A 23,092-nucleotide genomic window follows, 5' to 3' on the forward strand; every position below is an offset into this window, starting at 1 on the left:
TCAAGATGGACTAAATAGCTATTAAATCTACCATATAAAACGAGATCCCCCCAATAACTTCATCGTATTCTCAAGGTGATTCGTAAGATAATATTTCAGTATCTGAAAGTCGATTTCAAGGCAGACACTGACAATAAGCCAGTGCCTGTAATAATATGCAAAGTTATTGGGCGTCGAAGTTGATTACATCATGTGTGACTGAGATCTTAATTGTGTCAGCCCCCGTGAAATCACCTTGCAATAACTTTTGTGCTAATGGGTTTTCAATATATTGCTGAATTGCACGTTTTAACGGCCTCGCACCAAATACCGGGTCAAAGCCACTTTGCGCTATTTTCTCTAATGCGTCTTCACTCACCTCAAACCCAAATCCATTGTCTTTTAATCGAGACGCTAGTTTGTCTAGCTGAATACTGGCGATTTCCTTGATATGTTCGGTCACCAATGGGTGGAAAACAACCGTTTCATCTATGCGGTTAATGAACTCCGGCCTAAATTGAGTCGTCAGTACTTCCATTAACTTAGCTTTTAACGCTACATAATCGTTGTTACCCGCTTGCTCTTGAATAACGTCAGAGCCTAAGTTAGAGGTCATGATAATCACAGTATTTTTAAAGTCGACCGTACGACCTTGGCCATCGGTTAAACGGCCATCATCCAGCACCTGTAGCAAAATGTTAAACACATCTGGGTGCGCCTTTTCAACCTCGTCAAGTAGCACAACCGAATACGGTCTACGTCTTACCGCTTCCGTTAAATAACCACCTTCTTCATAACCAACATACCCCGGCGGAGCCCCCACCAAGCGTGCTACTGAATGCTTCTCCATAAATTCTGACATATCAATACGAACCATGGCATCTTCAGTATCAAACATAAAACTCGCCAACGCTTTGGTTAGCTCCGTCTTGCCCACCCCTGTTGGCCCAAGGAACAAAAATGAGCCAATTGGGCGGTTGGGATCCGCCAGCCCAGCTCTGGATCGACGTATGGCGTTTGCCACGGCATTCACTGCCTCGTCCTGACCAATTACTTTGTGATGTAGCTCATCCTCCATATGGAGTAGCTTTTCACGTTCACCTTGCAGCATTTTTGCAACGGGGATACCTGTCCAACGAGACAGTATTTCCGCAATTTCATCTTCAGAGACTTGATTCTTAAGCAAACTCATTTCTTGCATTTCAGCTTGCGACGCGAGATCCAATTTTCTTTCTAGTGCTGGAATACGGCCATATTGAAGTTCAGACATACGTTGTAAATCACTGGCTCTTCTCGCAACGTCAAGGTCAAGGCGTGCTTGCTCTAATTCCGCTTTAATCACTTGAGTGCCTTGCAAAGATGCTTTTTCTGCATTCCAAACTTCATCGAGCTCTTTGTATTCACCTTCTAACTGAAGAATCAACGATTGCATTTCTTTGCGGCGTTGTTGGCTGGCCTCATCTTTTTCTTTCGCCAATGCATTGTCTTCCAGTTTTAACTGAATGATGCGTCGCTCCAGTTTATCTAACTGCTCAGGTTTTGAGTCAATTTGCAGACGAATCGAAGAGCCTGCTTCATCAATCAGGTCGATTGCTTTATCAGGTAGTTGCCTGTCGCTGATGTAGCGATGAGACAAATTAGCAGCCGCGACAATAGCGGGATCGGTGATATCTACTGAATGATGTAATTCGTACCTTTCTTTTAAGCCACGCAGTATAGCAATTGTATCTTCCACTGTTGGTTCAGACACAAACACCTTTTGAAAACGCCTTTCAAGTGCAGCATCTTTTTCAATATATTGACGATATTCGTCGAGCGTTGTGGCACCCACACAGTGCAACTCTCCTCTTGCCAACGCTGGTTTAAGCATATTCCCAGCATCCATCGCGCCGTCCGTTTTACCGGCTCCCACCATTGTGTGTATTTCATCGATGAATAAAATAACGCTACCTTCTTCTTTGGCAAGCTCATTGAGTACGGATTTCAGTCGCTCTTCAAACTCGCCACGATACTTGGCACCCGCGACCAGCGCACCCAAATCAAGAGATAACACACGCTTATGCTTTAACCCTTCTGGCACCTCGCCGTTAATGATGCGCTGCGCAAGTCCTTCAACAATCGCCGTTTTACCCACACCTGGCTCACCGATTAAAACGGGGTTGTTCTTTGTTCTTCTTTGCAATACTTGAATCGTACGACGTATTTCATCGTCGCGCCCAATGACGGGGTCTAATTTACCTTGCTCTGCGCGTTCGGTAAGATCTATGGTAAATTTCTCAAGTGCTTGGCGAGTTTCTTCGGCGTTTGGGTTATCAACTTTCTGGCCCCCACGAATCGCTTTAATGGCCTTTTCAACTTTATCTTGAGTGATATTGAGCGCTCTAAATATGTCCCCTAGCTCGCCTTTGTCCTCGCATGAAGCGAACACAAACAACTCACTGGAAATATACTTATCTTTGCGCTTTTGTGCGTATTTATCACACAGATTAATCAATGAGATTAAATTGTTAGAGAGTTGGACATCGCCACCAACACCTTCAACTTTAAACAGCCTTTCAATGGCCTGAGACAACTTGGTGTTTAGCTCATCCGCACTCACCCCAGCTTGTGCAAACAGCGCCCTAACACTTGACCCTGTTTGCTGTAACAGCGCATACATCAAGTGCACAGGTTCAATAAATTGATGGTCTCTTCCTAAAGCGAGTGATTGCGCATCTGATAACGCACTTTGAAATTTGCTGGTAAATCTGTCTAACCGCATGAGATTTCACACCTAAGTAATCTAAACTACTTATTAAAATGGGTCCTCAATCAAGCAGGATCAAGTGGTAGGTTTAATTTATTTGCGCCAGATCACAGTGGCCATTCTGCCACATTGCCCATCGCGACGGTACGAGAAAAACAACTCGGGTTGAGACACCGTGCATGCATTTCCACCATAGATTGAGGTGACACCATGCGCATGTAACTGGCGCTTTGCAATTAGAAAAATATCGGCCATGTATTTATTAGACGTCGTAGGACTAAATGCGCGGCTAAACTCAGTGCCCTGTTCGATGAATTCTTGGCGGACTTCTGCACCAACTTCAAATGCCGATACACCAATTGCGGGACCAAACCAAGCCACAACCTCTGTTGGTGGTGCACAAAAATGTTTGAGGGTGTTTGCAATAATGCCAGCAGCAAGAGGACGCCAACCACCATGGATCGCTGCAACCTCGTCTCCATGCTTGCTAGCAAGCAAAATAGGCAAACAATCTGCGGTCATAATAGCTAAAGGCCTGCGCCTTAAATTTGTATACATGGCATCTGCACTAACCAGTTGCGATATATCTGTATCTTGATTTAATACATGAACTTTATTGCCGTGTACTTGGTCAAGCCAAGTCGCTTCCGCAGGTAAATAAGCGTCTAGCACAGAGCGGTTTTTAGCGACATCTTTCTCGTTGTCGCCTACATGATAAGCGAGATTTAGCTTATCAAAAGGCGCTTTAGAGTGTCCGCCCAAGCGGTGCTGGCAACAGCACCGATTTGGCTTTGTAATGGCCAGCTTGGCAATAGCATTGAGTTAGTACTCAATTTGCGGATTTTCCTTACTGTCAGCTCGCAGCATGTCAGTAAGTGCTTGCATATCATCTGGGATAGGCGCTTCCCAAGTCATCATTTCACCTGTAATTGGGTGAGCGATGCTAAGCTTTACAGCGTGTAGTGCTTGCCTCTTAAAACTTCTTAGGGTGTCCAAAAAAGACTCCGATGCATTTCTAGGCGGGCAAGGTCTACCACCATATAATTGGTCACCAATAAGTGGATGTTTCAAATAAGCCATGTGCACACGGATTTGGTGAGTACGCCCTGTTTCCAAACGCAATCTTAACCTAGTATGTGCTCTGAATTTTTCAGCAACACGGTAGTGCGTGATAGCCGGCTTACCCATCTCATGGACAGCCATATGAGTACGTTTAGTCGCATGACGTCCAATCGGTTTTTCAATCATACCACCCGCAGTCATCGTACCATTACAAATGGCTTCATACTCACGCGTAAAGTTAGTTCTCGCCTGTAAGTTCTTTACCAAGTGAGTTTGCGCTTGAATTGTTTTTGCAACCACCATTAATCCCGTGGTGTCTTTATCTAGACGATGCACAATCCCCGCTCTCGGAACATTGATAATATCGGGGTGATGGTGCAGTAACGCATTTAATACTGTGCCATTGGGATTACCCGCACCTGGATGCACGACCAATCCCATTGGTTTATTGATAACTAAGATATCATCATCTTCGTAAACAATATCTAGCGCGATATCCTGCGCTTCGTACTCTCGTTCTGCTTCAATTTGTGTTTCGATCTCTACGAGTTCGCCACCGAACAGCTTTTCTTTTGGGGTGCTCAACAATTGACCATTTACTGTCACTTTTTCATCTAATATCCAAGTTTTTATTCTTGAACGTGAAAAATCAGGGAACAATTGCGCTAATATTTGGTCTAGACGTTTACCGCCTAACTCGATTGGCACTTCGGCTTGTAGAGAAATTTGCTCTGACATGTGTAACTTTACCTAAATTACCAGTGCAAGCCTCGCTCGACTGGGTTAGAATCGCATAAATGCATAGTTTACTCGGTTTTACCGACTTGGCCTAGCCGAAGACAACGAAGGTAGTAAAATAAAATGATAATGAAGTTGGGAAAACGCGCTACAGCAGTTGTAATAAGCGCATCGATACTAGGATTAGCCGCATGTTCTTCGGCCCCAGAACAAGAAGAAATAGAACGCGTACCAAATAAGTCGGTACAGGCGCTTTATGAAGACGCTAAACAAACATTAGATTCAGGCCTATACGCCAGAGCTATTCAATTGCTGAGCGCAATTAACGCTCGCTATCCGTTTGGCCCATATTCTAGACAAGTACAAATGGATTTGGTGTACGCTTTTTACCAAACCGGTAACACAGATCAAGCGCTCGCAACGGTAGATCGTTTTATTCGCCTAAACCCAAACCACAAAAACCTTGATTACATGTACTACATGCGCGGATTAATTAACATCAAAGCTGATGAAAATGCCTTTCAAGACTATTTTGGTGTAGATCGCGCTGACCGTGATGTAAGTAAAACACGTGTAGCTTTTCAAGATTTATCAACGCTAGTTAAAAACTACCCTGACAGTAACTACACGCCAGAAGCGAAAAAAAGGTTAGCTTGGTTGCTTAACAAGATGGCGCGCTACGAGCTCAAAATCGCCACTTATTACTTTGAAAGAGAGGCCTATTTAGCAGCAGCAAATCGCGGTAAGTATGTCCTAGAGCACTACTCTCAAAGTAGCTATTTACTTGAAGCGCTAGATATGATGGAAAAGAGCTATGACAAACTAGGTCTTACTGAGCTCAGTGAACACGTTAGAAAAACGCGTGCGCTAAATCAACGATAGCACAACTTTTCGGGCATCTACTGATGCCCGAATTCTTAGACAACTAGATTGCCTCTTCGTCTTCTTCACCTGTACGGATCCTAACCACACGCTCAACTTCTGTAACGAAGATTTTTCCGTCACCAATTTTACCCGTTTGTGCGGTTTTTAATATCACGTCAATCGCTCGATCGACATCTTCTTCCGCCAGTACGATGTCTAGCTTTACCTTAGGTAAAAAGTCTACCATGTACTCAGCACCACGATATAACTCCGTATGACCTTTTTGGCGTCCAAAACCCTTTACTTCACAAACTGTCATGCCCGTAATGCCAATATCAGACAGCGCTTCCCTTACATCATCCAACTTAAATGGTTTAATTATTGCTTCAATCTTTTTCATGATTATCATGCTTCCTCTGGTAGTGCGTCGATTTTAGACAATAGGGCCAAGCAAGGCAAACAAAGGTATTGAATAAAATATTGAAAAGGCGCAATATAAAGTATCCCAATTACATGTATCAGGAGCTTAATATGCAGCATCAACGGGGCATGAGCTTACTTGAACTGTTAATTACAATCGCTATTTTAGGCGTTCTGGCAGGTTTAACTTATTCATTTACGCATGCTACTTTTCAAGACAATCGCGCAGAAAGCTTTTTACTTGAACTAAAACGCAGTGTGACATTTGCACGCGCTAAAGCCACTGCCAGTGACGAAATCGTTATTATCTGTCCAGCGATAGAGAGCTTACTCATCTCAAACCAAGACTTTACTTGCACTACGAACTGGAAAAGCAACCGAATTGTGGTTTTTTTAGATAGGGATAACAGCGGTACGTACTCTGCAGATAATGATGATTTACTAAGAGTCATGGAAAAGGTCAGCACAAACGATAAGCTCAACTACCCAGTCGCATCATTGAAGTTTGACTCCAGTGGCCGATTAGGAAACGGTCAAAATGGTAATTTTGTGTATTGTCCAAACGGCGCAAATGCGCAAAACCAAAGCCTGAGCATTACTCAAGCTGGTACTGCGTTGTATACCGGAAACACCACTGACACATGCACTTTGTAAAACAATAAAGGGGTCGGCAAGCTCAGATTACCCATATTGGTAGTCGCGCCCCTTTATCTATACATTAACTCTTTCATTAATTAAGCATCTATACTGCATTGCAAACAATAAGAACACGCATTAACTAATGCGCCTAGTTTGTAATTCGGCCACTGAAAGTCCACTCAATACGCTTTCACCTCAAACACCCTCCATTAATCCTAGCCCATGTTAGGTCGCACCCGATGTCTAAAGTGATACCTACCGGTTAGATCATTTCTATTTTTCGGCAAGGAGCCGTTATGAAAAAGCCAAACAGGCTTGTAATGCAGGGGTTTTCACTCTTCGAACTTATTGTCGTCGGCCTCATAAGTGCAATTTTAATTGCGATGGGTATCCCATCACTTTCAGAGATGTTAGTTATTGACAGGCCAAAGAGAATGCTCGTATCCCTAGACCGGGCGCTCAGCTATGCACGACTGCAAGCCATTTACAGTGGAGAGCGGATAACTCTATGCCCATTGTTAGAGAATCGATGTATACGCTCCGAGTGGCATAATGAACTCACCATATTTATAGATAAAGGCCAGCTGAGATCATTTGACAAAGAGGATGTTAAGCTAAGAGTCATTGAGCATATTCCAGTATTAGATGAACTAACCTACCCAAGACATGCTGTTATATTTAAGCACACGGGGTCAACTTGGGGCCTAGCCAATGGCACATTTGTATATTGTACCACTCACCGTGATGGCTCTAAGTCAGGCAAAGCCCTCTCACTTAGTGTGACAGGGCGTACAACGTTAAAAGATACTCGACTTTGTAATTAACGCTCCCAGCATTGGTCAACGCTGCCCGTACCTGTTATGGACTTAATGCCCAAATTATTTAGAGATAAACTCGTGCACACAAGATCCCCCTTTACAGGCCCGTTGGCAGCTGTTGCTGTCAACGTATAACCGCCACTGGCCAAAATAACTGTGATATTAAAGTAACCATTACCGCTTGTTGTCGGCACACCAATATCTGACAAACTACTCGCGTACTCTCTGTTATCAACAAAATATTGCTCTTGTTTATTAGCGGCATCCAGCAATATTGTCATTGCCTCAGCTCTGGCACCTCGCTGCAAGTAACCTTGGTAATTGGGATATGCTAGCGTTGCTAAGATCCCTAATATAGCCACCACAATCATCAACTCAATTAGGGTAAACCCTTTAGTCGATTTCTCTCTATTTTTCATCATTGTCTTCTTTCTTGTAGATAAACAACTGTCTTGTTTCATACGTAATCTCTAGCGATGACACACCCGGTACATTTGCCGAGCCATCTTTATTTTTGTAAACTCCTGGGGGCTCTAAGCGCTGTGGTGTTATACCATCAGCTGGATTACCTCCAAACATTTCATCGACCGCATCTTCTTTGATAACAGTTGGACTGATGATCTTAGCCTTAACCGTCTTTTTATTCGTATTTGGATCTACGTATACATCATAGTGTGTTCTCGGTGTATCTGGTAACGTTGCAGTCGTACGATAGCGACGCTTTTGAAATACTTGCATACCGTAATGCAAATGTACGATATATAAATAGCCTGAGCCCTCACCGATACTACATTGATTTTCTGATACCGTTGTTGGTGAAAAGGAAGTGAAATAAGCCAGTCCACCGATGGCTGTTGCAGCCGACAATGACTTTTCACCGGAGCTCAATGCGATGCGCCAGCCCTTTGCACTACCCAGCTCTGCTTCTTTGTCAGTAAAGCTGTCATAGCTGCTCAGGCTCGCTTTAAATGGGTCATTGGTCACATTTAGCAGCTGACCTGCACGAATAGTCGCTGGTATACTTCCCGCTGTAAAAGACCGTGTTTTGGTGTTTTCATCACGCACCATGAACAAGAAGTTATTCACAAAAGTTGAAGTCGGTTTAGCGCGATTACCACTGCCGATCAAAATCCCTTCGTAAGGCACATCTTTACGAATCTTCGTGATTTTACCATTCACATTTTCCAATGTTACTTTGCTAAAATATGTTCGCGCTATCATAGGACGATAAAAAAAGCGTCTCTTTTGGTTATCTTGAGCTCCACTCAAATTGGCGAACATAAAGTGCGTCCATGGCGCATCTTTATCATCAGGTTTAGTACTGGGGATATCTACTCGCCAAATTCCTCCCCCTGTGTCTGCTGCATATATTCGATCAACAAAGCCATCGTAGTCAGAGTCGAGGACGCTCAAATCAGCTGCAATACTGTGTTTCCCTTTAAAGCCTGTGGCCGGTGTCAATGACCAAATTGGATTACCGCTTTGTAGGTCGACAATGTATAATCCGCGCCCTTTGCTATCCTCAGAAAACGCAACATTGTCTTTATTGGTGTCGTAACCTGCACCAAATATCAAGACTGGTTTATCTGGTTGTGCTGTAATAAATGACACGATTGGTTTAGACCAAGTTTGACCTAACTCAGCGAATGCGCCATTACCGCCCTTAATTGGCCCCCCCCACATCAACTTTGGTAAGTCCGGCACAGTAATATCGAATGCATAATATTCATTGCCACCGCGACGCATACCTGCGATCAACCAAACTTTTTCTCCAGAGTCGACGACGCCACTGTCGTTTTTATCCCAGAAGTACACAGTAATAGGGCCATCCATGCCATACAGTTTGGTGTCTCTTTTGCGGTCTTTTAAAGGCTTTAATATGTCCAACAATGAGTCTGGTATGAAGGCCCAACTCTCAGTAACCGTGTTGCCATTATCCTTAAACATATGTAAAAAGCCTGCATTCGTGCCAACAATGACGCGTAAATCACCGTTACCATAATCCAAGCTGACAGGACGTGAGTGTAAGGGGTCACCAAAAATATCTTTTCTTCGGTCAGTACGGCTGTTATCGCCGTCGGCATCGTCAACATCTTGTCCTCGCGACCAATTAATCACATTGGCAACTTCCGAAGTGGAGGTTGCAAACTTAGCGGCAAGGTTGGACAAAGAGCCTTGATGTGCATTTAGTGCTGTATTGTAATCATAGTTGTAGAGCTTACCTTTACCAAAATCCGAGTAAATTTTTCGATTAGTCTGACGATTCGAAAGCTGATAGTTGATACCCCCTTCTAAAACCACATTACCATCTTTACTACCAGGTTCTGACCAATATGTCGTTACGCTCTTACCAATTTGGCCTTTGTCGTTAATGGCGTTTGACGTGCTGCCCATACCATGGACAATACCACCAGTTACCTTGAGCTTTTTTAAGTTTCCGGTCCAACGGGTATGCGTTTCAGGGTAAAACATGGTGAAATACACCGAGTCACCACTGCGGCTCAAATCTGAACTACTAGTAGAAACAGAGGGAGCTGAGAAGCTATCGCTTTGCTCACGTATCTTTGAGATTGTTAACTTAAGGGCATTTGATAACTGGGAAGCGGTGTTGGCATGCAAATAATCGCCACCGCCGTCCACCTTACCTGTTCGCTCGAGCAACGTTTTACCAGCATTGGACATACCCGTGCCGAATCCGATGGTATATACACGCGCAAAGTCCTGCTTGTCCGCGGTCGCAGGGTAGAGGTCAACCTGCTTATCTTGCGAGCCACGCATGATCTTTGCCAATGAATTTAAATAGTTGTTTGATACCCGGCTTGGGTAAGAGCCAAAAGTATTATAATACGTTTGGCTAATGGCACTGTTTTTACCGCTATCACTGGTGGGATCACCATCTGTCATCAATATAATGTTGGTTGACGTATCACACCTTTCTGGCTCGCCAACAACCGGCGCAAAAGGTGATTTGTAATAACCGTTAGACTCTATCGATTTGTCTCTGTTGTTACCGCCATTGTATCCATAGTCTATGGCTCGGCCAGTCAAATAGAGATAAGCTTCCCAAAGTGTTTCTGACAATGGTGTATTACCACTGGCACGTAAGCTATTAATCTTACTTACCACAACGCTAGGGTCTGCACCAAGACCATTCAATACGTAACCTCCAGAGCTGGAGTACAAACGCATCAAGCCAAAGTCAAAGTCTTTGTTGTCGTTGACCAAAGATACCATCGCCTCTTTAGCAACCTTTAACCGGCTATCACCACAATTTGAAGAGCGATATCGGCCATTTCTATATTTATAACAGGTCTTATTCGTTTTTGAGGTATCAAAGCAATCTACAGAGCGAATTCTAAAATTTCTGTATTCGTAGCATCGCTGACCGTCATTCACATCCCAAGCCATACTGCCCGATGTGTCAAAGATCAAAATCACACGAGACTTTTCTGTACCGCCAACATCGTGTTTTACATATAACTCAATATCCTCGGCGAATACTGGTGCAAGAAATACAAAGCATATGAAAGTAATTAGTTTCTTAAACATCATTGATCCGCCTTCACATCTCTAATCTCTTGCCCAATGCCGATGACAACTGTGACGGTGTGTCTTCCTTGGTCGCCATATTCAACTGAGCTCCTAAGCTCAGTCATGTTGCATACGACACCCTCGGTGTAACTGTAAATTCTGGGGCATGGCACCTCTAACTGACCTTTGTTTAAATTCTTCAACTCAAAGTCAATTTTGGCGTCTACGTCTGTGCTTTTAAACTTGTGCACGCCATTATCATTTGCGTCTATTTGGCCATTGGTGAAGTGGAATTTACTTGCACCTAAGAGTTGCTTTTGATCTTTAACCAGCCTTTGTACTTCGCCCATTAAGTATGCTTCAGCGGTTTCGCGTTCTTGTGCCGCATTGGTTATTTTTATATCAATGGTACTACTGCTCATCAGGGTCACAGCAACACTCGTCACCGCAACGATAAGTACCATAGATACAATTAATACCATCCCCTGCTGATTACGTTTATTTACCATGCTGATGACCCCATGTTATACAGTTGCACTGTGGTCGAAAATACCGTGCGCCGATAGTTATCAGAGAAGGTATGAACAACCTTATCTCCGTCATTACCTAAGGTGTAAGTTTGATTTTTCAAATTAATACCTGGGTCTGGTTCCAGTGATCTGACTAAAACAATGACCTGTACGGTCAACACCCCTTCAGATCTTTCCCAGTCACTCGCTGTCATTTTGCTGACGCTTCGATAACTGTCTACCCTGCTATCTCCATCGATATCAATGCCAAACAAATACCGAATGTCTTCAACGCCCTCAATCACAGTTTCAGTCGTTATATCCCCATTTACCGTCAATCTTTTTCTTCTTAATACAGGCACTGATACTTTGTTATTGTCTAAGGTGATTTCTTGATCTTCGATAAAATAAACATGGTGGCTATATGGCCAAAGTGTTGCGTTGACGTTAGGTAAACCTGTAAAGCTTGGTCCAGAAACAAATATCGCCTGCTCTTGTTGCGCAATGAAATAATATTTATTTTGGTCGACTACGCCGTTAGTGATCTGATCGCCTTCCAAAAATTTTAGCTGCAAAATTTCTGTGTTCTTTTTCGCCCCCACGACACACCCCAATGCACTTCCAGATGTTGTGTAGGCAGCATAAATAGGCCTAAAGTTAGTTGGAACAACGGCCGGAAAGCTGCCGTTGTTTAGACCGCCAAAGCAATCTCCTGGCGGGTTTGCAGGTCCTAAAGAGTTACTACTGCTAAAGCCTTGGTCATAAAAGGTGCCCCAAAAGCCAATTTGTTCTAAGTCTCGGCGTAATAGCGTTAACGATAGCCGTCCGATTTCTTGTAACTCACCGATTGCCATGGTGTCTTTCGTCGTTACACGCATGCTTACATAGGTGGCCACCACACCACCAAGTAAAATCGCACCAATGAATAGCGAGATCAAGATTTCAACTAAGGTAAAACCACGTTGACGCATATTAACTCCGTACCAAGACAAAGCTGGAAATAGACACGAGTCTGCGATAGTCGTCTTTCGTACCACAATTGATAGCAGTCGTATTATTATTCGCTTTAATCGCTTGCCTACCGACCCAAGCCACCGTGACCGTCACGGAGAACCCGTCGCCATCCCTTACAGGCGTGATACAAACTGTCGTGTCGTCTAACGACCCCGTATTCTCTTTTGCTCGAATAGCTTGCTTCCACTGCTCTTTATCCAAATTCGCTATGGATAGGTTGTTACAAAAATTAGAGAAACAAGTTAAGTCATTGGCAAGTTGTGTTTGGCTTGTAAATGAGCCGCCATAGTGATCAATAAGATTAGCTGTGTCATTTGAACGAATTCGCTGCATGATATCGCCAGCCAACGCTACCGCAGCAGCGCGCTGCATGGAATCAAAACTGGCTTGTTTCGCTTTTGCTTGTAGAGCAACGGCACCGAGCAACCCAAAACTGAGCACCATGAAGGCTATCACGACCTCCAACAGGGTGAATCCAGCTTGGTTTACTTTTGGAAACAATCTACTCATGAAAAAACTCAATCTATGCTCTAGAGTATATAGTATCGATTTTTTTCACCAACCAAACACCAATGTGATTGAACGGTCAATCAATGTGGGTCAATGGTTAATACAGTGATTTTAGACTCGAGTAAGCCCTGCGGCTCACTTGTACAGGCTCATCCACGCCGTCTAAAATAACCTTATGCGCGCCGGCTGTACTTTCTAATTTTACGATACTTGCTTTCTTAACAATTGTATTTCTATGCACCTGCACAAAGTGTGTAGGGTAGTCTGCAAGCAACTTTTTTAAAGGCGTGTCAATGAGTGCATCACCACTGCCAAAATAGATATGTGTATATCTGTCATCCGTTTGTGCGATGATAATATCGGCGACATTAACCCAACGAATGTCATGTCCAACCTGAAACTGTAGTTTTGCCAACGAATTGGGAAATATATGGTTCAATAGCTCGGCGAGTTGCTGCTGTGCAATAGGCTTAACCAAATAGCCCGACGCATATACTTGATAAGCCTTTAAAGCGTGCTCAGGATACGCAGTGACGTAAATTAGCTTAATATCGGGGTGGGCTTCTCGAAGGTGCTTACCTAACTCAATACCATCCATGCCAGGCATTGAAATATCCAATAAGACGAGATCTGGTTGATTTTGCGCTGCTAATTCAATCGCCTGCTGACTATCAGCGGCCTCGCCAACACATTCAAAAGTGTCATAGTCAGTGAATAATCGTCTTACTCTGCGTCTTGCGATCGGTTCATCATCGACTACCAGATATTTCATTCAAAGCTCCTAGCGGCAGCGTCACTGTTGTTGAGAATCTAACACTTTTTTGCGATGTATTCAAAGTTGCATCTGAACCGAAATAAATAAGTAAGCGTCTTCGTATGTTATTTAACGCAATACCTTGCCCTGAGCGAGAGCGTGAATGTGCATTGAATGGGTTAGTAACATTAATCACTAATTTGCCATCTTTTTGTGCTATGCCTATCTCAATGACACCACCACCTACCCTCGGTTCAATACCATGTACCACCGCATTTTCTACAAGAGGTTGAATAATTAGGGCGGGTACTATGGCATTCAGGTCGACATCATCTATTTGCCACTGCACATTCAATCGGTGTTCAAAGCGATATCTTTCAATGGTCAAATACCCCCGTGTCAGGGATATTTCTTGAGCGAGGCTATGTCTTTTACCGCTGGCAAACGCCACCTGCATAAGCTTTGCCATTGTTAATGCGGCTTCTTCTGCTGCATCTGGGTTTTCATGGCACAATTCCGCAAGTGTATTTAAGGCGTTATGTAAAAAATGCGGACGTATACGCGCTTGTAATGCCTCGAGTTCTGCATTCGCGGCGTGAGCGATAGTGTTTAAGTTATCGATATAAATGGCCATAAAATGCAATAACAAGATAACGACAAAGCCACAAATAGCACTGTTGTTTAAAACAAATTGCCAATCTACAGGCGTAACAGGAGAGAAAACCGAGTATTGAACTAAGATGCTGGTGATAAAACACACAGACTGAAACGAAAGTAATGTAACCCCAAGTTCCGTTTTAAAGTTAAGTGTTTTGATTAACTTGGCAACCACGGCTATCAGAGCTAGCGTGACAAACGCGTTTGCATGGGTAAATAAACTCACTAAACCGAGGCTTAGCCAAAAGTCTTTACCGCTCGACAACGTGTAAATAAAGGCGACAGCTTGCGAGCCGATAATCATCGCTAAGATGCCCCGCTCGGTAAGCATCGCCTTAAGTAAACCATGGTCAATTGTCGATGAATTAACCCATGGAGTCATAACTTATCTCAGTTCCACAGGCACTGCAAAAACCACGTTTTCCTCTTGACCTGGGTTTTCAACAACCGTTTTACCACCAAGCGCCTTGAGATGTGAAATAACCTGCTGAACGAGTACTTCTGGCGCCGAGGCCCCCGCAGTTACACCCACTTTTTCAACATTGTCAAACCATTGAGAAGAAATGCTTTTCTCATCATCAATTAGATATGCCTGAGTGCCCATTTTATCTGCAAGCTCACGTAGCCTATTTGAGTTGGAACTATTTCTTGCGCCAACAACCAATAACAGATCGACCTTATCAGCTAAGTCACGCACAGCATCTTGGCGATTCTGTGTTGCATAGCATATGTCGTCTTTTCGAGGTCCGTGGATTTCAGGAAACTTCTCGCGAAGCGCTTCAATCACATCAGCGGTATCGTCCACAGAGAGTGTCGTTTGGCTACAATAAAATAAGTTGCTCGGATCTTTAACAGTTAAAGATGCGACATCCTCTGGTGTTTCGACCAAATAAATTCCACCTTCTGCATTATCATATTGACCCATCGTCCCCTCAACCTCTGGATGACCATGGTGTCCAATCAAAATACATTCAGTGCCTTTACGGCTCGCTCTGGTCACTTCCATATGCACTTTAGTTACTAACGGACACGTCGCGTCGAACACTTTCAGTTCTCGTCTTTTGGCTTCTTGCCTCACTTGCTGCGAAACACCGTGTGCACTGAATATAACAATACTATCGTCCGGCACTTGATGAAGTTCTTCAACAAATACAGCACCGCGCGCACGCAGCCCATCAACCACATACTTGTTATGTACAACTTCATGTCGCACGTAAATCGGTTTTTCAAAAATATCCAGCGCGCGTTCAACTATGCTGATCGCTCTATCCACGCCTGCACAAAACCCTCGCGGGTTCGCCAGTAATATTTCCATTAGTTATGAACCTCAAGAATATCAACTTCAAACGTCACTACCTGCCCAGCTAACGGATGATTAAAATCAACCGTAACTGAGTCCCCTGCAACATCTCTGATTAACCCAGGAAGCTCTGTGCCATCAGGTTGAGTGAACGCAATAATACTCCCGACTTCAGCTGGTGTATCTGTACCAAATTTAGTTCTATCTAGGTAATAGATGTTATCAGGGTTTGGCATGCCAAAGCATCCTCTGGCTGCAGTTCAAAAGACTTGTTATCGCCTTCTTTTAACCCAAGCAAGCAGCTTTCAAAATTTTCTGTGAGGCTTCCATCTCCCATAAATAACTTTGCAGGCTTATTGTTAACCTTAGTTGAGTCTGCAGCAGAACCATCTTCCAACTTAATTGAATAGTGGAATAGCACTTCTGATTTTGGGCCTATGGCTTGTTCACTCACGCTTTTGTCTCCCGAGTATCTGTCTTATCACCGAAAAATGCATCAAATAGAAGTAACCCAGCACCGCCAACTATCGCCATGTCAGCAACGTTAAATGCTGGATAATGCCAATCTTTATAGTAAAAATGTAAGAAATCGACAACATAGCCTAGCGTTACTCGGTCATAGAGGTTGCCGATTGCACCAGCTAACACGAGCGAGTATGCACCACACAACACCCAGTTGTTTGCGCGCAAATTTTTCAGCCAGACAACTAACAGTACGCTAATTGCCACAGCAATCCCGCTTAAAAACCATCGCTGCCAACCGCCAGCTTCGCTTAAAAAGCTAAACGCAGCGCCATAGTTGTGCATATAGGTAAAGTTAAAGAATGGTAATAACTCAATAGAATCGTAAAGCTTCATATTTGCCACGACTAGTGCTTTGGTACCAAAGTCTACTGCAAAAAGCAGTAGACTTAACCATAACCACACTAGACCACTACGTTCGGTCAAATTGGTCACTTAAAACTCCTATGCAAACTTACGTTGCTCACCTTCGCCATCGACGTTAGTAATACAACGACCACACAACTCAGGGTGTTGTTCATTGCTACCTACATCTTCACTGTGGTGCCAACAACGCTCACACTTAGCGGCGTCTGTTGCAGCAACTTTAATGAATAAGCCGTCGATTTCAGAAGCAACCGCACCTTCTGGCTTACTTGTCACTACTTCAACATGTGCTTTAGAAGTTAATAATACAAAACGCAGTTCATCTTCTAAACCTTGCAGCTTTTCAGCAAGCTCACCACCTGTGTATAGCGTAACTTCAGCTTGAAGCGTTGCACCAATCACTTCTTCTTTACGTGCATTCTCCATCACACGGTTCACTTCATCACGTACGTTTAACAATTCTTGCCAGAACTCGTTGTCAAACTTGCCGCAAGTTGCACCACTGATACCTTCATACCAAACGTCTGTGAATACAAACTCACCGCGTTCACCAGGTAGAACTTCCCAGATCTCTTGTGCTGTAAAGCTTAAGATTGGCGCCATCCAGCGAGTCATTGCTTCTGCAATGTGATAAAGCGCGGTTTGACAAGAACGTCTTGCATGGCTATCGCTCTTAGCCGTGTACTGTCTGTCTTTGATCACGTCTAAGTAGAAAGAGCCTAGTTCGCCTGTACAGAAATTCATTAGTTTCTGAGTAACTACCAGCATTTGGTAATTGTCATACGCTTCAACAATTTCATTTTGTAGCTCAGCAGCCTGTGCCACGATCCATCTATCAAGTTCAACCATGTCTTCAATCGCAACTGAGTCTGTCTCAGGGTTGAAGCCACTTAAGTTGGACAATAGGTAACGGCTGGTGTTACGGATACGGCGGTAACGATCAGCAGAGCGTTTGAAAATCTCATCAGACACTGTCATTTCTGCTGTGTAGTCCGTTGATGCAACCCATAAACGTAAGATGTCCGCACCAAGCTTATTCATGATATCTTGAGGAGAAATAACATTGCCTAAAGACTTTGACATCTTGCGGCCATTCTCATCAACGGTGAAACCATGCGTAAGCACTTGTTTATAAGGCGCGTGACCATTGATAGCAACCGAAGTCATCATTGAAGACATAAACCAGCCACGATGCTGGTCAGAGCCTTCTAAGTATAGATCAGCTGGGCCTGTCAGCTCTTCACGTGCATCAACAACACATGCGTGCGTCACGCCAGAGTCAAACCACACGTCTAATGTGTCTTGTACCTTAACATATTGCTGCGCGTCAGCTTCATTTAGTAAGCTGCTTGGCTCAAGGTCATACCAAGCTTGAATACCTGATTGATCCACTAAGTCTGCCACTTTCGCAATTAGGCTTTCAGTATCAGGGTGAAGTGCACCAGTGTCTTTATCAACAAATAGTGCAATTGGCACACCCCAAGTACGCTGACGAGAAATACACCAATCAGGACGACCTTCAACCATATTTGCAATACGGTTTTCACCCCATGCAGGGATCCACTGCGTTTTTTCGATTTCTTGCATTGAATCTTTGCGAAGATCGGCTTGGTCCATGCTCACAAACCATTGAGGAGTAGCACGGAAAATAATTGGTGTCTTATGTCTCCAACAATGCGGGTAACTGTGCGTTAATGCATGGTGATGCATTAACATGCCTTTCTCAGTCAGTAATTCAATTACGTTTGCATTGGCTTTGAATACGTGCTGACCTGCAAAAATGGGGGTATCAGGTAAATACACGCCATTTGCACCAACCGGGTTCGCAACTTCTAGACCGTATGCTTGGCCGGCCACAAAATCCTCTTGACCGTGGCCAGGCGCGGTATGAACGATACCTGTACCTGAATCAGTAGTAACGTGCTCACCTAAGATGACTGGTACATTGAAATCGTAAAATGGGTGTGCTACTTCTAGCTTTTCAAGCACGTCCCCTTTACAGTAGCCCAACACGTGATAGTGTTTAAAGCCAAAGCGATCTAGTGCATCTTTAACCAGTTCAGAGCCAAGTACTAAGCGCTGCTCTTTACCTTCGTCTTCAACTTGTACAAGTGCGTATTCAAGGCCGCCATGCACAGCTACGGCACGGTTTGCAGGTAGTGTCCAAGGTGTTGTTGTCCAAATTACGGTGCTAATAGTACCGTTACCTTTATGACCTTCAGCCAATGCAAATGCACTTTCAACCGCGCTTGCATCTGTAAACTCAAAGCGCACGTCAATTGCTGGAGATTGTTTGTCTTGATATTCAACTTCAGCTTCTGCAAGTGCAGAACCACAGTCTGTACACCAGTGCACAGGTTTTGCGCCTTTGTGTAAGTGGCCATTTTTAATGATACGACCTAGTACACGAATCGCGTTCGCTTCAAAGTCGTAGTTCATTGTGAGATATGGTTTATCCCAGTCACCAAATACGCCTAATCGTTTGAAGTCTGTCTTTTGACCTTCAACTTGCTTACGAGCATATTCACGACATTTTTCTCTGAACTCAGCAACAGATACTTTTTTGCCTGGCTTACCAACTTTTTTCTCTACCATCAACTCAATTGGAAGACCGTGACAGTCCCAACCAGGCACATAAGGTGCGTCAAAGTCAGATAAGGTCTTAGACTTAATGATAATGTCTTTTAAAATTTTATTTACTGAATGGCCCAAGTGTATATTGCCATTCGCATAAGGAGGGCCATCGTGCAGTATAAATGGCTTTTTACCTTTTTTCGCAATGCGAATTTGACCATATAGGTCTTGTTCATACCATTTTTTAAGCATTTTGGGTTCGCGTTGTGCCAAATTGCCACGCATCGGAAACTGTGTTTCCGGTAAATTCAAAGTATGTTTGTATTCGCTCATTTAACTTACTTTCCGTTCGGCTACCTAAATTTTAGAAAATACTGCTTTGGCTGCATCGACATCCGCGGTGATCTGCTGTGTCAAATGTGCCAATGACTCAAATTTTTGCTCATCTCGAAGCTTATTGATAAGCTCCACTTTAATAAATTGACCGTAGATATTTTGGTCAAAATCAAACAGGTGAACCTCCAACAACGCTCGTTTGCCGTTTAATGTTGGTTTAGTACCAACATTGGCTACACCCTTGAATACTTCATTATTAATGTAAACATTAACCGCAAAAACTCCCTGAACAGGGCTTACTTGCCTTTTTAATGCGACATTAGCGGTTCGAAAGCCAAGCTCTCGGCCCTTTTTCCAACCGTGGATCACTCGTCCAGAAATCGCATAAGTGTGACCAAGCATTTCATGTGCTTTGTCTACATCCCCTTCTGCGAGCGCTGCACGAATTAAAGTACTACTCACTCTACTATTTTGTTGACGAAAGCTCTGCGTATCTTTTACGTGCACACCAAGCTCTTTGCCGATTTCACGAAGCATTGCAAAGTCTCCTTTGCGCGCTTTGCCAAATCGGAAGTCATCTCCAACGGTTAACGCTTTCACACCTAATTTTTGATATAAGACTTCTCGGACAAAATACTCAGCTTCTAAATTTGAAAACTTGTTGTTAAAGCTGACACATATCACTCTCTCTATGCCTATCTCGGCAAGTAGTGCGAGTTTGTCTCGTAGTCGAGTTAATCGAGCCGGTGCCTTAGATTTAATAAAAAATTCTTGCGGCTGAGGCTCGAACAGCATCACGGTACTAGGCAAATTGTATTTTTCAGCATCCGCCTTTAGCCCCTTCAATACTTCGGTATGACCCAAATGCACACCATCAAAGTTGCCTATGGTTAACACACAACCATAGTGATGTGGCCGAATATTGTGGATGCCCCTGATCAATTGCATACAACGAGTGCCTTTTTGCTCGAGTCTTCAAAAAGCCCGATTATACCCAAGTTACCTAGAAATGCGAGCTATGAACACGTTTCAAACCGACCTATTTCTTAATCAAGTTGCTTGATCTCTTTGATTGTCGATATTCGGACCCCAAAAATAAACATTATTGAGAAATATAGCGTCATAGCAACAGCTAACAAACCGCAAAGAATTGAGACTTGCATCAACGTGCTCTCCTGCTGCCAAGCCATTTGCTGAGATAACCAGTAAACCGAAAGAGACATGACAATGGTCGCTACAATAGACTTCAAAGCGAACCAAATGGTAAAGCGAGAAACTCGGTAGACATTGTCACTGCGCAGTGCCAAGTAAAGTAATAATGCATTACATGTCGCTGATAAAGAAGTTGCCAAAGCCAGTCCCAAGTACCCGATAAATGGGGCTAATGCCAAGTTGAAAACCATATTCAATACCAACGCCTTTATGCCTATCTTTACCGGGGTCTTAGTGTCTTGACGGGCATAAAAACCGGGCGCCAATACCTTGATAAGCATAAAGCTCACAAGTCCAACACTATACGCTGTTACACCTGCGCTTACCGCTGCGATATTATCCACACCAGAATTGAGAAACTCACCATGGCCAAACAAAACAGAAATAATTAACGGGCTAATTACAATTAACCCGCCCATAGCAGGTATACCCAGTAGCAAAACAAATCGCACGCCCCAGTCCATTGTCTTTTGAAAATCTTCTGATTTATCATTAGCATGTAATTTAGAAAGCGTTGGTAAAATTACCGTTGCAATGGCAATACCGAATAACCCCAGAGGAAATTCAATTAGCCTATCTGAATAGTAAAGCCATGCAATGGACCCAGTCATTAACGCAGCAGCAATGATTGTATCTAGTAGTAAGTTTATCTGACTCACCGACACACCAAAAATCGCAGGCAGCATCAGCTTGCGCACTTTTACGACATTGGGTGCTCGCCATGCAAAAGATGGTTTAGACAACATCCCCAACTTGCCAAGAAAAGGGAGTTGAAACAACAACTGAATCAGACCGCCTATGAATACACCAATAGCCAATGCGTATGCACCTTGATCAAATTTGTCATGTAGGAAAATAGCGCAACTGATCAGACTTACGTTAAGGAGTACAGGCGTAAATGCTGCGACGGAGAATCGATTGTAAACGTTAAGCACAGCACCACTTAGCGCAACCAAAGAGATAAAAAATAAATATGGCACTGTAAATTTCAACAAATTACTAGCCAGCGTATATTTGGCAGCACTTTCGCCACCTTGCCACCAATCAATAAACCAAGTTGTGCCAAAGAGCGCCGCAATCACAGGAGAACCTATCACCCCCAAAATAGTAACTAGCAACAGAATGGTACCCAACGTCCCTGCCGCTTGAGCAACAAAAACCCGCACCTGATCGTCACCGTGCTTTTCTTTTATTTCTGACAGCACAGGGATAAATGCTTGGGCAAAGGCCCCCTCTGCGAACAAACGTCTGAAAAAATTAGGGATCCGATTAGCAAATAAAAAGACATCAGCAGCAAGTCCCGCGCCGAGTAAGTTTGCTACCACGGCATCGCGTATAAGCCCCAAAATTCGAGACAACATCGTCATTGCACTTACAATCATGCCCGACTTAAACAACCCTTTCGCCACTAAATTCACCTAACTATCCAATTGAGGGCGTCAAGTATGCCATATACTCAACAGAACCATAATAGAAAACCTTTATTCACTCCAATCGCCTATCGCCTAAACATAACGCTAGGCTTGAGTTGACTGTTTTGCTACAATGGCGCCATTAATCAGGGGACCAAAGGTTTCTTGATTCGTTGTCTGTTATCGCTGTTGCCGAGGGCCTAAGGTTAAGGAGATAGTTAAAACAGACAGATAGGAACACGCAATTTATAACTTATTTTGCGATAGGTAAAAACCTGCGTGTATTCCGCATGAAACAATTAGGCCGGACAGGTTATTTTTTATTGACATTGGATCATAAAACAGGCATAGTCCTCGGCCTTTAAACTAAGCTTATTTTTAAAAGATTGTTAGGAGCATACCTTGGCTAACATCAAGTCTGCAAAAAAACGCGCTATCACTAGCGAAAAGCGTCGTCAGCACAACGCAAGCCGTCGTTCAATGATGCGTACTTACTTCAAAAAAGTAATCGCTGCTATTGAAGCTGGTGATAAAGAAGCTGCACAGCAAGCATTCGCTGTTGCAACTCCAATCCTTGACCGCTACGCAACTAAAGGTCTAATCCACAAGAACAAAGCTGCTCGTCATAAGAGCCGCCTAGCTGCTAAAATCAAAGCGCTATAATCTGTGGAAATGGATATAAAAAAACCGACGTAAGTCGTTTTTTATATCTGTAATTCACCAATATCTAAGCTATTTCTAATTTAGGGTAAAATTTCTTCAACATTGCCGCAATTTTCTTCGGAGAAAATGGCTTTACTACAAACCCTTTTGCGCCTCGCTCTATTGCATCTTTAACATTATCAACTGTGGAATGTGCAGACACCATCACCACATTAATATCAGGGTTTATCTGTGCCAAATCGGCAATAAGTTCTTTACCATCTCCATCAGGTAATTCAATATCTAAAAAAACAATATCAAAATGACGCTCTTCACACGCATTTATACACTGTTTCGCTGTCGAAGCTTCTGTGACATTGTCGATTCCCAGATGCATCAGTGTTTGATGCAAAAAGCTTCTAACAGTTCCTACATCATCAACAATGAGAATAGAGATTTGTTGTTCCATATCCTTTCCCGTGGGCTA

At 43.5% G+C, this 23,092-nt stretch carries 21 protein-coding genes and 1 pseudogene; 4 read left to right on the plus strand and 18 right to left on the minus strand.

Translation table 11 applies throughout. The features are described 5' to 3' along the window. Window positions 1-163: 163 nt before the first annotated feature. From clpB to rluD, 3 genes are all read right to left on the minus strand, one after another. Window positions 164-2,740, minus strand: coding sequence for an ATP-dependent chaperone ClpB (gene clpB, locus A7985_RS18810; protein ID WP_065791941.1), 2,577 nt, complete (start codon window positions 2,738-2,740; stop codon window positions 164-166). 78 nt (window positions 2,741-2,818) lie between these two features. After that, complete coding sequence (gene pgeF, locus A7985_RS18815; protein ID WP_370671175.1) at window positions 2,819-3,487, minus strand: peptidoglycan editing factor PgeF; 669 nt, start codon at window positions 3,485-3,487, stop codon at window positions 2,819-2,821. 60 nt (window positions 3,488-3,547) lie between these two features. Then, window positions 3,548-4,525, minus strand: a complete 978-nt coding sequence (gene rluD, locus A7985_RS18820; RefSeq protein ID WP_065791942.1) for a 23S rRNA pseudouridine(1911/1915/1917) synthase RluD — start codon at window positions 4,523-4,525, stop codon at window positions 3,548-3,550. A gap of 123 nt (window positions 4,526-4,648) precedes the next feature. Here rluD and A7985_RS18825 point away from each other — a divergent pair, with 123 nt between their 5' ends. Continuing rightward, window positions 4,649-5,407 (plus strand): outer membrane protein assembly factor BamD, encoded by a 759-nt coding sequence (locus A7985_RS18825; protein ID WP_065791943.1) that lies wholly within the window; start codon window positions 4,649-4,651, stop codon window positions 5,405-5,407. Window positions 5,408-5,450: 43 nt separating this feature from the next. On the opposite strand, the gene glnB is transcribed toward A7985_RS18825, so the two are convergent. Then, window positions 5,451-5,789, minus strand: a complete 339-nt coding sequence (glnB, locus tag A7985_RS18830) for a nitrogen regulatory protein P-II (protein WP_010382451.1) — start codon at window positions 5,787-5,789, stop codon at window positions 5,451-5,453. A gap of 131 nt (window positions 5,790-5,920) precedes the next feature. On the opposite strand from glnB, the gene A7985_RS18835 reads away from it, so the two are divergent. Next, window positions 5,921-6,463: a GspH/FimT family pseudopilin gene (locus A7985_RS18835; protein ID WP_081310631.1), complete on the plus strand. Its 543-nt coding sequence runs from the start codon at window positions 5,921-5,923 to the stop codon at window positions 6,461-6,463. 281 nt (window positions 6,464-6,744) lie between these two features. After that, a complete protein-coding gene (locus A7985_RS18840) occupies window positions 6,745-7,272 on the plus strand; it encodes a GspH/FimT family pseudopilin (protein ID WP_256096799.1) in 528 nt (175 codons plus the stop codon). Here the strand turns inward: A7985_RS18840 and A7985_RS18845 are convergent. The 13 genes and pseudogenes from A7985_RS18845 to murJ all read right to left on the minus strand — a co-directional run bounded on the left by A7985_RS18845 (window position 7,269) and on the right by murJ (window position 21,960). Beyond that, window positions 7,269-7,685, minus strand: a complete 417-nt coding sequence (locus A7985_RS18845) for a type IV pilin protein (RefSeq protein WP_247684763.1) — start codon at window positions 7,683-7,685, stop codon at window positions 7,269-7,271. The two genes, A7985_RS18840 and A7985_RS18845, sit on opposite strands and share 4 nt — an antisense overlap. Then, window positions 7,675-10,818, minus strand: a complete 3,144-nt coding sequence (locus A7985_RS18850) for a pilus assembly protein (RefSeq protein WP_370671176.1) — start codon at window positions 10,816-10,818, stop codon at window positions 7,675-7,677. The genes A7985_RS18845 and A7985_RS18850 overlap by 11 nt, the downstream gene beginning before the upstream one ends. Next, window positions 10,815-11,306: a pilus assembly PilX family protein gene (locus A7985_RS18855; protein ID WP_065791946.1), complete on the minus strand. Its 492-nt coding sequence runs from the start codon at window positions 11,304-11,306 to the stop codon at window positions 10,815-10,817. Before A7985_RS18855 ends, A7985_RS18850 begins: the two co-directional genes overlap by 4 nt. Then, complete coding sequence (locus tag A7985_RS18860; protein WP_065791947.1) at window positions 11,300-12,277, minus strand: PilW family protein; 978 nt, start codon at window positions 12,275-12,277, stop codon at window positions 11,300-11,302. Before A7985_RS18860 ends, A7985_RS18855 begins: the two co-directional genes overlap by 7 nt. A gap of 1 nt (window position 12,278) precedes the next feature. Then, window positions 12,279-12,830, minus strand: a complete 552-nt coding sequence (gene pilV, locus A7985_RS18865) for a type IV pilus modification protein PilV (protein ID WP_065791948.1) — start codon at window positions 12,828-12,830, stop codon at window positions 12,279-12,281. A gap of 97 nt (window positions 12,831-12,927) precedes the next feature. Further along, window positions 12,928-13,602, minus strand: coding sequence for a LytR/AlgR family response regulator transcription factor (locus A7985_RS18870; RefSeq protein ID WP_065791949.1), 675 nt, complete (start codon window positions 13,600-13,602; stop codon window positions 12,928-12,930). Continuing rightward, window positions 13,580-14,623: a sensor histidine kinase gene (locus A7985_RS18875; RefSeq protein WP_065791950.1), complete on the minus strand. Its 1,044-nt coding sequence runs from the start codon at window positions 14,621-14,623 to the stop codon at window positions 13,580-13,582. The genes A7985_RS18870 and A7985_RS18875 overlap by 23 nt, the downstream gene beginning before the upstream one ends. 3 nt (window positions 14,624-14,626) lie before the next feature. Continuing rightward, window positions 14,627-15,556 (minus strand): 4-hydroxy-3-methylbut-2-enyl diphosphate reductase, encoded by a 930-nt coding sequence (gene ispH / locus A7985_RS18880; protein ID WP_065791951.1) that lies wholly within the window; start codon window positions 15,554-15,556, stop codon window positions 14,627-14,629. Further along, window positions 15,556-15,995, minus strand: a pseudogene (fkpB, locus tag A7985_RS18885) (FKBP-type peptidyl-prolyl cis-trans isomerase). Before fkpB ends, ispH begins: the two are co-directional and overlap by 1 nt. After that, the gene (lspA, locus tag A7985_RS18890; protein WP_063371637.1) at window positions 15,992-16,498 is read right to left on the minus strand and encodes a signal peptidase II; all 507 of its coding nucleotides are present in this window, start codon (window positions 16,496-16,498) and stop codon (window positions 15,992-15,994) included. Before lspA ends, fkpB begins: the two are co-directional and overlap by 4 nt. A 9-nt stretch (window positions 16,499-16,507) precedes the next feature. After that, the gene (ileS, locus tag A7985_RS18895) at window positions 16,508-19,336 is read right to left on the minus strand and encodes an isoleucine--tRNA ligase (RefSeq protein WP_065791952.1); all 2,829 of its coding nucleotides are present in this window, start codon (window positions 19,334-19,336) and stop codon (window positions 16,508-16,510) included. A gap of 24 nt (window positions 19,337-19,360) precedes the next feature. Continuing rightward, complete coding sequence (ribF, locus tag A7985_RS26765) at window positions 19,361-20,287, minus strand: bifunctional riboflavin kinase/FAD synthetase (RefSeq protein WP_065791953.1); 927 nt, start codon at window positions 20,285-20,287, stop codon at window positions 19,361-19,363. 98 nt (window positions 20,288-20,385) lie between these two features. Continuing rightward, entirely contained in the window at window positions 20,386-21,960 is a 1,575-nt protein-coding gene (gene murJ / locus A7985_RS18905) for a murein biosynthesis integral membrane protein MurJ (RefSeq protein WP_256096800.1), read from the minus strand. A gap of 405 nt (window positions 21,961-22,365) precedes the next feature. Between murJ and rpsT the strand changes: the two genes are divergently transcribed. Next, window positions 22,366-22,626, plus strand: a complete 261-nt coding sequence (rpsT, locus tag A7985_RS18910) for a 30S ribosomal protein S20 (RefSeq protein WP_010382487.1) — start codon at window positions 22,366-22,368, stop codon at window positions 22,624-22,626. A gap of 64 nt (window positions 22,627-22,690) precedes the next feature. Here the strand turns inward: rpsT and A7985_RS18915 are convergent, their stop codons facing one another. Beyond that, the gene (locus A7985_RS18915; protein ID WP_063355236.1) at window positions 22,691-23,074 is read right to left on the minus strand and encodes a response regulator; all 384 of its coding nucleotides are present in this window, start codon (window positions 23,072-23,074) and stop codon (window positions 22,691-22,693) included. Between the last annotated feature and the right edge of the window lie 18 nt (window positions 23,075-23,092).

It is taken from the genome of Pseudoalteromonas luteoviolacea, assembly GCF_001696455.1.
GTDB classification, from domain to species: Bacteria; Pseudomonadota; Gammaproteobacteria; order Enterobacterales; family Alteromonadaceae; genus Pseudoalteromonas; species Pseudoalteromonas luteoviolacea_C.